This is a genomic window from Caballeronia grimmiae (assembly GCF_000698555.1).
Taxonomy (GTDB): Bacteria; Pseudomonadota; Gammaproteobacteria; order Burkholderiales; family Burkholderiaceae; genus Caballeronia; species Caballeronia grimmiae.
The window spans coordinates 14,060-29,074 of record NZ_JFHE01000053.1 but is presented as its reverse complement, the minus strand read 5'-3'; the positions used below and the strand labels follow the sequence as shown (position 1 = coordinate 29,074).

The 15,015-nt window shown below is 63.3% G+C and carries 13 protein-coding genes; 6 read left to right on the top strand and 7 right to left on the bottom strand.

What is annotated here, in order from left to right; genetic code table 11:
- The first annotated feature begins 128 nt into the window (after positions 1-128).
- Complete coding sequence (locus tag BG57_RS28170; RefSeq protein ID WP_035970200.1) at positions 129-1,763, top strand: NAD(P)/FAD-dependent oxidoreductase; 1,635 nt, start codon at positions 129-131, stop codon at positions 1,761-1,763.
- Positions 1,764-2,075: 312 nt separating this feature from the next.
- Here BG57_RS28170 and BG57_RS28165 read toward each other — a convergent pair whose 3' ends face one another.
- The 3 genes from BG57_RS28165 to BG57_RS28155 all read right to left on the bottom strand — a co-directional run bounded on the left by BG57_RS28165 (position 2,076) and on the right by BG57_RS28155 (position 6,168).
- Positions 2,076-3,617, bottom strand: a complete 1,542-nt coding sequence (locus tag BG57_RS28165) for a UxaA family hydrolase (protein ID WP_035970199.1) — start codon at positions 3,615-3,617, stop codon at positions 2,076-2,078.
- Positions 3,618-3,626: 9 nt separating this feature from the next.
- Positions 3,627-4,907 (bottom strand): MFS transporter, encoded by a 1,281-nt coding sequence (locus BG57_RS28160; RefSeq protein WP_035970198.1) that lies wholly within the window; start codon positions 4,905-4,907, stop codon positions 3,627-3,629.
- A 130-nt stretch (positions 4,908-5,037) separates the two neighbouring features.
- Positions 5,038-6,168, bottom strand: a complete 1,131-nt coding sequence (locus BG57_RS28155; RefSeq protein ID WP_035970203.1) for a mannitol dehydrogenase family protein — start codon at positions 6,166-6,168, stop codon at positions 5,038-5,040.
- A gap of 264 nt (positions 6,169-6,432) precedes the next feature.
- Here BG57_RS28155 and BG57_RS28150 point away from each other — a divergent pair, with 264 nt between their 5' ends.
- Positions 6,433-7,131 carry a FadR/GntR family transcriptional regulator gene (locus BG57_RS28150; protein ID WP_035970197.1) on the top strand — a complete coding sequence of 233 codons (699 nt, stop codon included), beginning with the start codon at positions 6,433-6,435 and terminating at the stop codon, positions 7,129-7,131.
- Positions 7,132-7,179: 48 nt separating this feature from the next.
- On the opposite strand, the gene BG57_RS28145 is transcribed toward BG57_RS28150, so the two are convergent.
- The gene (locus BG57_RS28145) at positions 7,180-7,500 is read right to left on the bottom strand and encodes a hypothetical protein (RefSeq protein WP_035970196.1); all 321 of its coding nucleotides are present in this window, start codon (positions 7,498-7,500) and stop codon (positions 7,180-7,182) included.
- A gap of 384 nt (positions 7,501-7,884) precedes the next feature.
- On the opposite strand from BG57_RS28145, the gene BG57_RS28140 reads away from it, so the two are divergent.
- Positions 7,885-8,751 carry a class I SAM-dependent methyltransferase gene (locus tag BG57_RS28140; protein ID WP_052006052.1) on the top strand — a complete coding sequence of 289 codons (867 nt, stop codon included), beginning with the start codon at positions 7,885-7,887 and terminating at the stop codon, positions 8,749-8,751.
- 1 nt (position 8,752) lies between these two features.
- Here the strand turns inward: BG57_RS28140 and BG57_RS28135 are convergent, their stop codons facing one another.
- Positions 8,753-9,307 carry a DUF1415 domain-containing protein gene (locus tag BG57_RS28135; RefSeq protein WP_035970195.1) on the bottom strand — a complete coding sequence of 185 codons (555 nt, stop codon included), beginning with the start codon at positions 9,305-9,307 and terminating at the stop codon, positions 8,753-8,755.
- A complete protein-coding gene (locus BG57_RS28130; RefSeq protein WP_035970194.1) occupies positions 9,304-9,963 on the bottom strand; it encodes a TetR/AcrR family transcriptional regulator in 660 nt (219 codons plus the stop codon). Before BG57_RS28130 ends, BG57_RS28135 begins: the two co-directional genes overlap by 4 nt.
- 118 nt (positions 9,964-10,081) lie before the next feature.
- Here BG57_RS28130 and BG57_RS28125 point away from each other — a divergent pair, with 118 nt between their 5' ends.
- Positions 10,082-11,365, top strand: a complete 1,284-nt coding sequence (locus BG57_RS28125) for an MFS transporter (RefSeq protein WP_035970193.1) — start codon at positions 10,082-10,084, stop codon at positions 11,363-11,365.
- A 91-nt stretch (positions 11,366-11,456) separates the two neighbouring features.
- Complete coding sequence (locus tag BG57_RS28120) at positions 11,457-12,053, top strand: nitroreductase family protein (RefSeq protein ID WP_035970191.1); 597 nt, start codon at positions 11,457-11,459, stop codon at positions 12,051-12,053.
- A gap of 13 nt (positions 12,054-12,066) precedes the next feature.
- On the opposite strand, the gene BG57_RS28115 is transcribed toward BG57_RS28120, so the two are convergent.
- Positions 12,067-13,554 (bottom strand): MFS transporter, encoded by a 1,488-nt coding sequence (locus tag BG57_RS28115; protein WP_035970190.1) that lies wholly within the window; start codon positions 13,552-13,554, stop codon positions 12,067-12,069.
- Positions 13,555-13,739: 185 nt separating this feature from the next.
- On the opposite strand from BG57_RS28115, the gene BG57_RS28110 reads away from it, so the two are divergent.
- On the top strand, positions 13,740-14,990 hold the full coding sequence (locus tag BG57_RS28110; RefSeq protein WP_035970201.1) for an Hsp70 family protein: 1,251 nt from the start codon (positions 13,740-13,742) through the stop codon (positions 14,988-14,990).
- Positions 14,991-15,015 lie beyond the last annotated feature (25 nt).

Sequence of the window (15,015 nt, the reverse complement as noted above, 5' to 3'; positions counted from 1 at the left end):
CCACCCCGCAAAGGTGGGGTTTTTGCGTTTCAATCACGCATTTTGCAGACTTCCGCGACATCAGCGCGCGATGACTGCGCGCTAAAATTCCCCCTCGTAATCTGAACGGCCGTTGCCATCGAGTCCTCATGCTACGTTTAAGCGAAATCAAGCTCCCGCTCGATCATCCTGAGTCGGCCATCGAGCCGGCCGTCGTGGCGCGTCTTGCGGAAATCGGTGTCTCGGCCGATGAACTCGTCAGTTTCCAAGTCTTCCGTCGCGCGCACGATGCCCGTAAGCGGAGCGATATCAAACTCACATACATCATCGATGTCACGTTGCAAGACGAGGCGTCCGTCCTGCAGCGCTTGAAGAGCCATCCGCATCCGCATTGCGGCGTTACGCCGGACATGGCTTACCGCTTCGTGGCGAAAGCACCTGAACGCGCGAACATGCTTCGTCCCGTCGTCATCGGAATGGGGCCGTGTGGACTCTTCGCTGGGCTGATTCTGGCGCAAATGGGCTTTCGGCCGATCATCCTCGAGCGCGGAAAGGCTGTGCGCGAACGGACAAAGGACACGTGGGGCCTTTGGCGACGCAACGAGCTTAATCCCGAGTCGAATGTGCAGTTTGGCGAGGGCGGGGCAGGCACGTTCTCGGACGGCAAGCTTTACAGCCAGATCAAGGACCCGAAGCATTACGGCCGGAAGGTGCTCGACGAGTTCGTCAAAGCCGGCGCGCCGGACGATATCCTTTATCTGAGCCGGCCGCACATCGGGACGTTCCGGCTTGTGAGCATGGTCGAGAATATGCGCGCGACCATTCACCAGCTTGGCGGCGAAGTGCGATTCCAGCAACGCGTCGAAGATATCGATATCGACAATGGAAAGGTGCGCGGCCTGCGTCTGTCAACCGGCGAAGTTCTGCGCTGCGATCATGTGGTGCTGGCCGTCGGACACAGCGCACGCGATACCTTCGAGATGCTGCACAGCCGCGGCGTCTACATGGAAGCCAAGCCATTCTCGCTCGGATTTCGCATCGAGCATCCGCAGGGCGTGATCGACAGGGCGCGTTTCGGCAAATTTGCCGGTCACGAACGCCTTGGCGCCGCAGACTACAAGGTGGTCCACCACTGCAGTAACGGACGGGCGGTCTATAGCTTCTGCATGTGCCCGGGCGGAACGGTCGTGGCCGCTGCGTCGGAGCCAGGGCGCGTCGTCACGAACGGCATGAGCCAGTATTCGCGAGCCGAGCGCAATGCGAACGCGGGCATCGTCGTTGGCATCACGCCGGAGGATTTCCCCGGCGGCCCGCTGGCCGGCATCGCGTTCCAGAGAAAGTGGGAAGAGCGCGCGTTCGAACTTGGCGGCGGTGATTACAGCGCGCCAGGACAACTGGTCGGCGACTTCATCGCAGGGCGTGCATCGGCGTCGCTGGGTTCCGTCGTGCCGTCGTACAAACCGGGCGTCAAGCCGACCGACCTCAGCACCGCACTGCCCGACTACGTGATCGAAGCGATCCGCGAGGCGCTGCCGGAACTGGACAAGAAGATTCCTGGCTTCGCGATGCACGACGCCGTGCTGACGGGCGTCGAAACGCGGACATCATCGCCGATACGCGTGCGGCGCAAGGATGACTATCAGAGCGTCAATGTCGATGGGCTGTATCCGGCGGGCGAGGGTGCGGGCTACGCTGGCGGGATTTATTCGGCAGCGATCGACGGCATCGAAGTTGCCGAGGCTGTCGCGCTGAAGATGATGGCGGAAGATTCGGCGACCGTCTGAGGCAGTACGCCGTTCGACGAGTTGGGGCACCACCGCACTGCCGAAAGAGTGCTTCGAACAGATTGCAGACGCATGTTCGAAGCGTCCAGAGCTGGATCAGAGGCGGCGACTGATGCTTCCCCGGCGCCGATCACGCCACGGTGTTGCTGCGCGATCGAGCGTACGCAGATCTGTGGCAGGCCATTGCGGAAAGCGGAGGAACGAACCTCGCGCTTCAGCCAGCGAATCGAAGGGACATAGCCGCCGCATCACTCGCCTTAACCAGCGATCCGATGCGACGCCGACATCCCTTCAACGCAGCGAACTGGCTGATCAGGTCACCACGCCCACTTGCCACGGCACGAACTCGCTCTGCCCGTAGCCATTCAACTCGCTCTTCGACGCAACGCCCGACGCGCAATCTAGCATCATCTGGAAAATCTGCTCGCCGAGTTCGTCGATGGTCGCGGTGCCGTCGATCACACCGCCACAGTTGATGTCCATGTCCTCTTCCTGACGCTCCCACAACGCGGTGTTCGTCGCCAGCTTCAGTGAAGGGGAGGGCGCGCAGCCATAAGCCGAGCCGCGTCCGGTCGTGAAGCAGATAAGGTTCGCACCAGACGCCACCTGCCCGGTCGCGGACATCGGGTCGTAGCCGGGCGAATCCATGAAGACGAAGCCCTTCGCGTGGATGCGTTCCGCGTACTCGTAGACCTCGACCAGATTCGTCGTGCCGCCCTTGGCGACCGCGCCCAGCGACTTTTCGAGAATGGTCGTGAGTCCGCCGACCTTGTTGCCCGCCGACGGATTGTTGTCCATTGCCGCGCCGTTGCGGGCGCAGTACTCCTCCCACCACTTGATGCGCGCGAGCAGTTTTTCGCCGACTTCGCGGCTGACTGCGCGCCGGGTCAGCAGATGTTCCGCCCCGTACACTTCCGGCGTCTCCGAAAGAATGGCCGTGCCGCCATGACTCACCAGCTTGTCGACGGCTGCGCCCAACGCGGGGTTCGCCGAAATGCCCGAATAGCCATCCGATCCGCCGCACTGCAATCCGACGATCAGGTGCGATGCCGGCACCGGCTCACGCTGCACACGATTCGCGTCCGCGAGCATCTCCTTGACTATCGCGATGCCGTGTTCGATCGTCTTCCTGGTTCCGCCGCTGTCCTGAATCGTGAAGCTGCGCAGCCGTTCGCCGTCCTTGAGACCGCTGGATTCGAGCACGCCGGCAATCTGATTGGTCTCGCATCCCAGTCCGACGAAGAGCACCGAATGAAAATTCGGATGCACCGCATATCCGGCCAGCGTGCGCCGCAGAATACCGAGCCCTTCGCCCTGCATGTCGATGCCGCATCCGAGGCCATGCGTCAGCGCGATTACGCCGTCGACGTTCGGAAACTCCGCGAGTTCTTCCGGATGCACATCGCGCCGGAAGTGGTCCGCAATCGCTCGAGCGACGGTCGCCGAGCAGTTCACGCTCGTCAGCACGCCGATGAAGTTGCGCGTTGCCACGCGGCCATCGTCGCGCCGGATGCCCATGAACGTCGCGGGCGTATCGACGGCAGGCGTCGGATGCTTGTCGACGCCGAATTCGTGCTCCCGCGCGAAATCGGCCATCGACAGATTCTGCGTATGCACGTGCTGGCCGCGTGCGATCGGCTCCCGCGCCACACCGATGATCTGGTTGTAGCGCTTGACGGGCTCGCCCGCGGCAATCGCCCGCGTCGCGATCTTGTGGCCCGGCGGGATCAGCCCCGCGACAACCAGATCCTCCGACGCGATGCGCGCGCCGGAGACGAGTTGCCGCGTCGCGATCACGACGTCGTCGTTGGGGTGCAGCCGGATGACCGCATGGTCGGTGGATGTGGTGGACATGATGGTTTCTTAGATCGTGGACGGTGCGCGCTTGTCGGACAGCGAGTCCTGCTCGGCTTTGTTGAGCGGCTCGATCTTGCCGACAATCACAAGATAGCTGAATGCGCCCAGAAAGCAGAAGCCGCCCGCCACGCACAGTGGAATGACAAACGAACCCTTGGTGATCGACAGCATGACGCCGGTGAACGTCGTGATGACGATGCCCGCCAGGTTCGACGCGAAGTTCTGGATACCGCCGATCGACGCGACGTGATCCGGCGTCGGAGCGACGTCGCTCGGCAGTGACCAGATGCTTGCAGCCGCGAAAGCCAGCGAACCGTAGGCGATGCCGAAGAACGCGAGCATCAGATACGTGTTCTCAGTGAACGCGCAGAGCGTGATGACCGAGGAGAGCAGCATGCCGCCGACCATGCAGGTCTTGCGTGCGGCGGTGAGGCTCCAGCCGCGCTTGAAGAGCGAGTCTGACACCCAGCCACCGAGCCAGCCGCCGGGAATCGACATAAGCGCCGGAATCGTGCCGAGCGTGCCGAGCGATTTCAGCGAGAAGCCGTGTGCCTGAACGAGATAGCTCGGGAACCACGTGATGAAGAAGTAAATCACGAAGTTGAGGCAAAAGAAGCCGAGCATCATGCCCCACAGCGTGCGGTACTTGAAGAGCGAGCCCCACGACACCTTGTTCTTCGGCGCGACGGGCACCGGATCGACATCGACTTCGCCGGTCAGATCGCCCTTCGACTTGTTGCGATAGATCAGGAACCAGCCAAGAATCCACACGAAGCCGATCGCGCCGGTGATGACGAACGACGCTTCCCAGCCGAACGAACTGATGATCAGCGCGACGACCGGAATCGACAGTGCGGAGCCGACGCGCGAGCCGCTATCGAAAATACTCGTGGCGAACGCGCGCTGGGCCTTGGTGAACCATTGCGACACCAGTTTCGCGCACGACGGATACGCACCCGCCTCGCCGATGCCGAGCATCAGACGGCAGCCGAACATGCCGGTGACGCTCGTCGCGACGGCGGTGAGCGCCGTGAACACGGACCACCAGCCGACCGCCAGCGGCAACGCGATGCGCGCGCCGACGCGATCGACGAACCAGCCGAACGGCATCTGCATCAGCGCGTAGCTCCAGAAGAAGCCGCTCAGGATGAAGCCCATTTCCGCCGGGCCGATGTTGAGCGCCTTCTCGATCTGCGGCGCGGCGACCGCCAGGTTCGCCCGGTCGATGTAATTAATCGCAATGGCCAGAAAGGCCAAAAATATCACTACCCAACGCATCTTCCGCATCGTTCGTCTCCTCAGTGAAGCGGCACTTCGTTCATATGGCCCTTGCGCGCTTTGGGCGCGGTGGGGCCGTGATTGGAAAAAGGAATCTGTGGGGCACGTTCCGCTTTCTCGGGCGGATTCGCGCGGCGGTTCAGCTGGCGTCCGCGTTCAGCGCGTCGCGCAGCCGTTTCTGTTCGATATCGAGTTTGAATTCACGAGCAAGATCGATGACAGGCTGGAAGCGCCGCACCTTCTTTTCTGCGTGATTTCGCGCAATGTCCGAGAGCCGGTGCACGAGGAACGGATTCTCGAAGCGATCGCGCACGTTCGCCAGGTATTCGGTCGCAACATCGTGCTGGCCGAGCGCCGTGAACACCGGCAGCACTTCGTCGCGCCAGACGGCTTCGAGCGGTTCGCGGAAGGCCGGATCGCGCATCGCGTCCAGGACGGTCATATCGGCGGCGCCGTCGCGTGTGCGCCAGATTTCGGCGAGCATCGTGTGGCCGAGGTTCAGCAGCAGCAACTTCAGGCGCTCATAGTGCGCAAGATCGTCGGTCACGACGATGTCTTCGTGCTCGCACGGCAGCACCATGCCCGCCTGGCGCTCGATGGCCCACAGCGCGTAAGGCTCTGCAATCGCGCCGACCGGCAGAATCGGCTCCGACACGATGCGGTCGACGAGCGAATTGACCCAGATGCAGTCGGTCGTCAGATAGCGGATGAACGCGTCGTCCATCTGCCATTGACGAGCGATGCCGGCGACGAGATCGCGCAGCGTGTCGCCGTTGCGCGAAATCAGTTCGCACGGCAGCAGCGTGATCGGCGCCGCGCCGGCGCTAAACCGCGCGTGCAGCAGAACCGCGAGCTTGGCGGCGAAGCCGCGCGGCGTACGCTGGCCGTCGAGCAGATCGGCGGTGTCTTCGCCGAAGAGCGCGTAACCCGCGTCGGCGGTGTTCGAGACGATCACTTTTACATCGCGCTGAATCCGTTGCATCAGCAGCGGCCAATCGTCGTTGGCGTGCAAAGCTTCGGTGATCGAATCGCATTCGACCGTCACGTCGATCGTTTCGTCGCGGCGGCGTCCCCGAATGCGCACCGGATAGCGGCCGGTCGCCTTCAGCGCGTCGGTGCGCGCGCGACTGTCGGCGCTCGACGTCGTCTGCACGACGGTGATCTTGCCGAGCGCGCTGGCCGGACTGCGCCGCGCCGCTTCAGTGACGAAGAAATCCACGTGCGCTTGCAAGAAACGGCTCGTGCCGAACTGAAGGATCGGATTGCTCATGAATGCGTCGCTCGGGGCCGCTCCGTGCATCGCGTGCAGACGGCGGCGAAGGTTGTATGGGGGCGTTTCTGTTTGGAAACGGTTCCAACGCGATACAAAAAAATTAGACCGCGTGGCCTTACCAGATTGCATACTAGTGGCTTGCATCGAAATTGGTCAAGCCACTTGTAAACGTAAAAAACGGTGGGAAGGCCCGCCGCACGGTGCGTCAACCCTTCGCCTGATTACAATCCACGTTTTCCCCGAGCCCTGAGGAGCCTGCCCGTGAGTGTGAAACCAGCCGAAACGCGCCGTCTCTACCTCCAGATCGCCGACAAGCTGCGCGGAATGATCGGTCAGAGAGACTTCGCGCCGAACGGGCGGCTGCCATCCGAGCGGGAACTCGCGCAGACGCTCGGGGTATCGCGGCCATCGGTTCGGGAGGCGCTCGTCGCGCTCGAACTGGAAGGGCGCGTCGAGATTCGCATGGGTTCGGGCGTCTATATCTCCGCGACGCCGACGGCCAGGCCACCCAGCACCGAGGCGGAACTGGGCGAGAGTCCGATCGAGATCATGAATGCGCGCAGCGTGATCGAAGGCGCGATTGCGGCGAGCGTCGCGCCGTTCGCCAAGCCGAAGGCGCTGAAGGCGCTGCGAGCGGTTTATGAAACGATGGCGCTCGAAGTCGAAAGCGGTCAAATACCGATGAGCGCCGATCGCGCGTTTCACGTCGGCATCGCGCAGATGTCCGGTAACGACGTGCTGGTGCGCACCGTAGGCGCGCTCTACGACGAGCGTCACAGTCCGCTGTCGTCGACGTTGCGGGGACATTTCGAGGGAGAAGAGACCTGGGCGGCGGCGCTGACGGAGCATCGCGACATTCTGGAAGCGCTGGAAGCCCGCGACGCCGTGCAGGCTCAGGCGGCGATGCAGCGGCACATGCGCAATTCCGCCGCGCGGCTGATGACGCGGCGCAAAGGCTGAAGCCGGCGCGTCCTCGGAAGACGGGCCGGCGCCGGACCTCCGGGCGTGTCAGCCCGGATAGGCTTCATCCACCTTCAGGCCCGCGAGCTTGAAGATCACGCGCAGAGTTTGCGGAGCGATCTCCCGGCGCGAAGCGAGCGTCGTCAGCACGAAGTCCATTACTTTGGCGTACTTGAGCATCGTGAGACACGTCTCGATGTCGGTGGAGCCATCGCGCATCGACTCGGCGATCCGCAACATCTCCACGGAGATCTCTCGCGCCATCTCGAGTTCGAGTTGCTGCTTTTCGCTCCACGCGGGCATCTGGGTCAGTGCCGCGAGCATCTCCTGAAACTGTTTCTCTGCTTTCTTGTCCGGGATCGCATCCATCGCCGTCCTCTCTTGATCATGGCGCCGGCGAGTCGCATCGCCGCGCTGTGCGTTAGTGTGTTACGTAACAGAACCGGACGCGGTGACGACGCTGGCGTGTCGAGACGCGGCTCGTTACTGACTATGTGTTTCTGCGTGCTGCATCGGCGCGTGGCAGCCAGTGACCACACGTGTGTGCCGTCTGTCGCAATGGTCCCATTGTCAGACGATGCACGATCCGTTCCATGCGCTGGTTGTGACGCATAGGCCGATAATTCGATGGCCGGAACAAAGAGCGTCTCTGCGCTTTTCGGTAAACTTCCTCTTTTCAGACGCAAGAACCAGCGGTTAGCGCACATTCAGCGCGAACATGCTCCGCTTTTCATCAACCAGTCACTGATCACGATGGCCAAGAAGTCCCCCGCGTCGGTTCCCGGCACGTCCGAACCTTCCGACAAGCACGAAATTCGTCCCGGTCAATCGATCGAACTGCTGAAGGAATTGCACATCCTTACGCGCGACGGCAAGATGAACCAGGACAGCCGCCGCAAGCTGAAGCAGGTTTATCACCTGTTTCAGTTCATCGAACCACTTCTATCCGACGTGCATCAGCATCAAGGCTCCGTATCGCTCGTCGATCACGGTGCGGGGAAGTCTTACCTCGGGTTCATTCTCTACGATCTCTTCTTCAAGTCTCTGCGCGATCGGTCACACATCTATGGCATAGAGACGCGAGAAGAGCTCGTCAAAAAGTCGGAGGAATTGGCGGCACGGCTGGGATTCGACGGCATGTCGTTTCTGAACCTGTCGGTGGCCGAATCGACCGGCTCGGATTTGCTGCCCGAAACGGTCGATATCGTCACCGCATTGCACGCCTGCAACACCGCGACCGACGACGCCATCCACTTCGCTCTGCAGAAGAAAGCGAAGTACATCGTCGTGGTGCCGTGCTGTCAGGCGGAAGTCGCTTCGGTGCTGCGCAAGAACAAGGGGCACTCGCTGTCGAAGAACGTGCTGACCGAAATGTGGCGGCACCCGTTGCACACGCGCGAGTTCGGCAGCCAGATCACGAACGTTTTGCGATGCCTGCAACTTGAATCCCACGGTTATCAGGTCCGCGTGACGGAACTGGTCGGCTGGGAGCATTCGATGAAGAACGAGCTCATCATCGCCCAGTTCAAGGACTTGCCGCGCGGGCGTCCGGCGCAGCGGCTATCGGAAGTGCTGGAAACGCTCGGCCTCGAGGAACTGCGCGAGCGCTTCTTTGCGTAGTTCAGCGTTTGTCCATCCACGCCTTGAAGCCGTCGTGGCCGAGGCGGCGCAAGGTTTCGATGTTGCGCTCGTAGATGTCGGCCGCGTCGGGAAACGCGGCGGCCGCGCGATCGATGCTCGCCTCGCGCAGCAGATGAAAGATCGGATACGGCGCGCGATTCGTATAGTTGTCGATGTCGTCCGGCTGCGTGCCTTCGAACTGATAGTGCGGATGGAAACTCGCGATCTGCAATTCGCCCGCCATCCCCATGTCGTTCAGCAGGCGGTCGGCAAAAAATAACGCGTCGTTGTACTCGCTAAAGTTCGCGAACGCGTGCGGTGTGACGAAAAGCGTCGTATCGATGGCTTCGGGATCGCTGTCACGCAAAAGACGCAATTCGTCCGCGAGTTCCACCACTGTGTCTTCCACGGTCCTCGCTTCGCTCACGACATAGCGAATCTGTCCCTTTACATGCACGCTTTTGGCGAACGGGCAGAGATTGAGGCCGATCACCGCGCGCGTCAGCCAATGTTCGGTGGCCGCGATGACTTCGTCGCGGGTGCTTGCATCCATCATGAGTTTTCCTGATTACCTTGCTCGACGCGATTCGAACCGCACGCCGCATTGATCAGCGTGCGCGCAATGCGTGGGGCAGCGCACAGTGGCCCCGATCCGGGACCGTAAGTCTGACTCGTCGCGTAGACGCCGTCGACCAGCAGCGCCAGCGATTCTGCCAGTTCCTGCGGATTGTCCGCGCCCGCCGCCTGCGCAATTTCCAGGAAGCGTGACATTACATAACCTTTGTTCCGATCGACGAGTTGCCGCGCCGGATGCGCCGGATCGCCGAACTCACACGCGATGTTGACGAACGGGCACCCGCGATAATCCGGCGCCGACGCCCGTTTCACCAAATCTTCGAACGCCTGAACGAGTTGTTTCGCGGGCTCGCCGGGATGCTTCGCCAAGCTCGCTTCGAAGCGCCTGCGAAAGCCGTCGTCCATGCGCTCCAGGTACGCGACCACGAGTTCGTCCTTCGACGCGAAGCGCCGATAAAGACTCATCTTATTGACGCCCGCGCGCTCGACAACGGCATCCACGCCGACCGCGCGAATGCCTTCGCGGTAAAACAGCTCCTGCGCCGCGTCGAGCAGTTGTTCCTGCGCGGTCGCGCCATCGGTGCGAACCTGGCGGCGAACTGTGGATTTAGGCTGATCGGCGGATGATCGTGTCAAAGCGGTTCCTCGAAATGTGCATCGGCCTTGACATGTTACCGATCGGTAACTAAGCTCGCAACTCTGATGTGACAGAGCGGTCACGAATATTAACGAAACATAACGAACCGGAGCGGCGATGAATTGGGTTGCGAGGCGGCTGAACGGCCGGATGCATTACGGGTGGGTGGCGGTAGGCGTCGTTTTTCTGGTTCTGCTTGCGGCGGCTGGCACGCGCGCGACGCCGAGCGTCATGATGCTCCCGCTCGAAAAGCAGTTCGGCTGGTCGCGCGGTACGATCTCGCTCGCCATTTCGATCAATCTCGCGCTGTACGGCCTGACCGGCCCGTTCGCCGCCGCCGCGATGCAGCGCTTCGGCGTGCGTCCCACGCTACTCGCCGCGCTCGCGACGCTGGCTGCGGGCGTCGGCATTTCGTCGATGATGACCGCGCCGTGGCAGATGGTCATCGTGTGGGGCGTGATGGTCGGCGGCGCAACGGGCGTCGCGGCGCTCACGCTGTCGGCGACCGTGGTGAATCGCTGGTTCACGACGCATCGCGGTCTCGCGATGGGTATCCTTACCGCAAGCTCGGCAACCGGCCAGCTGGTGTTTCTGCCGTTCCTGGCGGCGCTGTCCGAACATCACGGCTGGCGGCCCGTGGTCTTCGTCGTGGCAGCCGCGACCGCGCTCGTGCTGCCGCTCGTCGCGTGGCTGCTGCCCGAGCGTCCCGCCGACCTCGCGCTGCGCCCCGTCGGCGAAACGGCCGAAGCGCCGGCCGGTCCCGCGCCCGCGCCCAGGAATCCGATCAAGGTGGCGTTCGGCGCGTTGTCGTCGGCGAGCCGGACGCGTGATTTTTGGCTGCTCTTCTTCAGCTTCTTCGTGTGCGGCGCAAGCACGAACGGCTATGTCGGCACGCACCTGATCGCCATGTGCTCGGACTACGGCATGACGCAAGTGCAGGGCGCCACGCTCCTCGCCGCGATGGGCATCTTCGATCTCTTCGGCACGACGCTCTCCGGCTGGCTCTCCGATCGCTTTAATGCGCGCTTTCTGCTGTTCTGGTACTACGGCTTGCGCGGCTTGTCGCTGATCTATCTGCCGTACGCGTTCGGCATCGATTTCTTCGGTCTGCCGCTCTTCGCGGTGTTCTACGGGCTCGACTGGATCGCCACCGTGCCGCCGACCGTGCGCCTCGCCACCGATGTCTACGGCAAGGAATCCGCGCCGATCGTCTTCGGCTGGATCGTCGCGGGGCATCAGCTCGGCGCGGCGTTCGCGGCGCTCGGCGGCGGCATGCTGCGATCGAGCCTCGGCAGCTACACCGTCGCGACGATGATCTCGGGCGGCCTGTGCCTCGTCGCCGCCGTCGCGGTGCTGCGCATCAACCGGGCGGGACGGCCGGTCGGCGTGGCGGCAACCTGACGCGCGCATCCTTGATCTATGCTTGTCGTCGGAGCGGCGCGCCTCTCATCGAAGCGCGCCGCACGCCTTCCAACGAACGAGGACTCACGCCATGAGTGCGAAACCCGCTCCGACCGATGTCGACATCCACGAACTGATCGCCGGCCGCTGGAGTCCGCGGGCGTACGACGACAAGCCCGTCGAACGCGCGCAGTTGCATCGGCTGCTGGAAGCGGCGCGCTGGGCGCCGTCGTCGAACAATCTCCAGCCGTGGCGGTTCATCGTCTTCGATCGTCATCGCGATGCAGCCGCGTTCCAGCGCGCATTCGATACGCTCGCGCCGTCCAACCAGACATGGAACGCGAACGTGCCGGTGCTGATCTGCGTCGCGGCGTCGACCCTCACGCCCAAAGGCGAGCCGAACCGCACCGCGACTTACGACACGGGCGCGGCGTCGATGGCGCTCGTCCTGCAGGCGCACGCCATGTCGCTCGCGACGCACCAGATGGGCGGCTTCGACCGCGACGCGTTCCGCGCGGCCTTCTCGATTCCCGAAGACGCTCAACTCATCGCGATGATCGCAATCGGCCATCACGGCGACGTAAGCCAGCTCGACGACGCATTGCGCGAACGTGAAGCCGCGCCGCGCGCGCGTCGTGCGATCGGCGAAACGGCGTACGACGGCGCGTGGGGCAAGGCGTTCGACTGAACGCGCGCCGGCGTCAGTGATCGTCGGCGGCGGAAAGCGGACGCGCCACGTCTTCGAGCGATTTGCGCTCCGCCGCCACGCCCCAGATTCCGGCGACGATCGCCGCCGCAAGCATCAGCGCCGAGCCGATCAGATAGCCGGCGAACACCGCGCCTCGTTCGTGCGTGTCGATCAGCCGCCCGAACAGCGTCGGCCCGATGATCCCGCCGAGCGCCGTGCCGAACGCATAGAAGACGGCGATCGCGAGCGCGCGGATTTCGAGCGGGAAGGTTTCGCTGACGGTCAGATACGCCGAGCTCGCTGCCGCCGATGCGAAAAAGAAAATCACCATCCAGGCGATCGTCTGGGTCGTGACAGTCAGCAGCCCTTGCGTGAACATCCAGCCGCTCAACGTCAGCAGCACGCCGGAGACGGCATACGTGAATGCGATCATGCGGCGCCGGCCCAGCACGTCGAACAATCGGCCGAGCAGCACCGGGCCGAGAAAGTTGCCGGCGGCGAACGGCAGCAAATACCAGCCGACGTGGTCGCCCGGCACGTGATAGAAGTCCGTCAGTACGAGCGCGTAGGTGAAAAAAATCGCGTTATAGAAGAACGCCTGCGCGGTCATCAAGGTCAGTCCGACGAGCGAGCGCCGCCGATGCGCGTCGAACAGCGTGTGCGCGACTTCAGCGAGCGGCGTGTGGTCGCGCGCGTGCAGCCGCAGCAGCTTGCCGGGCGCACGCGCGATCTCGACGCCTCGCTCGTGAAACTGCGCTTCGATTGCTTCGACGATGCGCCGCGCTTCGTCCGCGCGGTTATGCGTGATGAGCCAGCGCGGGCTTTCCGGCACCCACATCCGCATGAACAGCACCGTCAGGCCGAGCAGCGCGCCGATCAGAAAGCATGCGCGCCAGCCCCAGTCGGGCGGCAGCATCGCGGGATCGAGCAGGACGATCGATCCCGCCGCACCGACGCCCGCGCCCACCCAGAAGGTCCCGTTGATCGCGAGGTCTGTCCAGCCGCGCAATCGGGCGGGCGTGAATTCCTGGATCGTCGAGTTGATGGCCGTGTATTCTCCGCCGATGCCCGCGCCGGTCAGAAAGCGAAACAGCACGAACGAGGCGAGATTCCACGAGAACGCCGTCGCGGCGGTCGCGGCGACATAAAGGAAAAGCGTGATAAAAAAGAGCTTGCGGCGTCCGAGGCGGTCGGTGAGCCAGCCGAAGCCGAGCGCGCCGAGCACCGCTCCCGCGATATACGCGCTCCCGGCTATGCCGACATCCGCGTTCGAGAACTGCAGTACGTGGCTGGTTTTGAGTGCGCTTGCCACCGCGCCCGCCAGCGTCACTTCGAGGCCATCGAGCAGCCACGTGACGCCGAGCGCAAGAACGATCAACGTATGAAAGCGGCCCCACGGCAGGCGGTCGAGCCGTCCGGGAAGATCGGTCTCGATGATGCCGGGCTGGTCGCCGGACGCATCGGCCGAACGGTTCTCTTGCGGTGCGGTGGTCTCGTTCATGAAGTGGGGGCGTCCCGTAGTCGAAACTGCACGGCGGCGAGCAAGGTGCATTCCGCTCTTGTGAGACAAATCGCACTGGTTGATATTTATCCCGACCGCGATTGATACGCTTCTCTGGACGTGTTAAAAACGCCGTCCATATTTTTTGATATGCGGTGTTGCAGGCTGACGCCGCCGCGACCTCCATGACCTACTGCGCGATCGATTTCGGCACGTCGAATTCCGCCGTTGCCCTGCCCGACGGGCTGCAGATGCGACTCGCGCCCGTCGAGGGCGACGCGACCACGCTGCCAACCGCCGTCTTCTTCAATACCGACGAGGACAACCAGTCGTACGGCCGCGCGGCGCTCGAGGCGTATATCGACGGGTTCGACGGCCGTCTGATGCGCTCGATGAAGAGCATTCTCGGTTCGCCGCTCGCGGACAACGTCACCGATCTGGGCGACGGCTCCGGCATCAAATACACCGACGTCATCACGCTGTTCCTTCAGCATTTGAAGCAGAAGGCGCAGGCGGTGGCCGCTGAGCCGCTGACGCGGGCGGTGCTGGGCCGCCCGGTGTTCTTCGTCGACGACGACCCGCGCGCCGACCGCATGGCGCAGCAGCAGCTTGAAGCGTGCGCACACGCCGTCGGGTTCCGCGAAATCCATTTCCAGTATGAACCGATCGCGGCTGCGTTCGACTACGAGGCAGGTCTCACGCAGGAAGGGCTGGTGCTGGTTGCGGATATCGGCGGCGGCACGTCGGACTTTTCGCTCGTGCGCGTCGGCCCCGAGCGCGCGCGCCAACTGGAGCGCAAGAGCGATGTGCTCGCGCATCACGGCGTTCACGTCGCCGGCACCGATTTCGACCGGCGCGTGGAACTGGCGACCATTCTGCGCCAGCTCGGTTATCAGGCGCTCGACCCGCAGGGCCGCGAAGTGCCGAACCGCGTGTACTTCGATCTCGCGACCTGGCATCTGATCAACACGGTCTATGCGCCGAAGCGCGTCGGCGAATTGCAGCTGATGCGCCATCTCTATGTCGAGCCGCGTCATCACGACCGGCTGATGCGCGTCGTCGACCGGCGGCTCGGGCACGCGCTCACCGCGCACGCGGAGGAAGCGAAGATCGACGTATCGGCGGGCGGCGTGACCGAGATCGACATGGAGGAAGTCGAGGAGGCGCTGCGCGTGCCGTTCGACGAGCAGCAACTGATCGACGCGGGGCACGACGAGACTCGGCGGATCGTGGAAACAGCGCTGGAGACGGTCAAGCGGGCGGGTGTCGGCGCGGCGGACGTCGGCGCGATCTACTTCACCGGTGGCACCACCGGCCTGCGGTTCCTGTCCGACGCACTGTCGGCGGCGTTGCCGGGTGCGCAGCCCGTGTTCGGCGACCGGCTGGCGAGTGTCGCCAAGGGCCTCGGCATTTATGCACAACGCGTATTCGCCTGAAGATTCAGCACGGCGCGAGACCTGC

Excerpts from the sequence above, each read along its gene's own strand:
- BG57_RS28115 (WP_035970190.1), bottom strand. The coding sequence starts at position 13,554 with ATGAACGAGACCACCGCACCGCAAGAGAACCGTTCGGCCGATGCGTCC.
- BG57_RS28165 (WP_035970199.1), bottom strand. The coding sequence starts at position 3,617 with ATGTCCACCACATCCACCGACCATGCGGTCATCCGGCTGCACCCCAAC.
- BG57_RS28120 (WP_035970191.1), top strand. The coding sequence starts at position 11,457 with ATGAGTGCGAAACCCGCTCCGACCGATGTCGACATCCACGAACTGATC.
- BG57_RS28155 (WP_035970203.1), bottom strand. The coding sequence starts at position 6,168 with ATGAGCAATCCGATCCTTCAGTTCGGCACGAGCCGTTTCTTGCAAGCG.
- BG57_RS28125 (WP_035970193.1), top strand. The coding sequence starts at position 10,082 with ATGAATTGGGTTGCGAGGCGGCTGAACGGCCGGATGCATTACGGGTGG.
- BG57_RS28160 (WP_035970198.1), bottom strand. The coding sequence starts at position 4,907 with ATGCGGAAGATGCGTTGGGTAGTGATATTTTTGGCCTTTCTGGCCATT.
- BG57_RS28170 (WP_035970200.1), top strand. The coding sequence starts at position 129 with ATGCTACGTTTAAGCGAAATCAAGCTCCCGCTCGATCATCCTGAGTCG.
- BG57_RS28145 (WP_035970196.1), bottom strand. The coding sequence starts at position 7,500 with ATGGATGCGATCCCGGACAAGAAAGCAGAGAAACAGTTTCAGGAGATG.
- BG57_RS28110 (WP_035970201.1), top strand. The coding sequence starts at position 13,740 with ATGACCTACTGCGCGATCGATTTCGGCACGTCGAATTCCGCCGTTGCC.
- BG57_RS28140 (WP_052006052.1), top strand. The coding sequence starts at position 7,885 with ATGGCCAAGAAGTCCCCCGCGTCGGTTCCCGGCACGTCCGAACCTTCC.
- BG57_RS28135 (WP_035970195.1), bottom strand. The coding sequence starts at position 9,307 with ATGATGGATGCAAGCACCCGCGACGAAGTCATCGCGGCCACCGAACAT.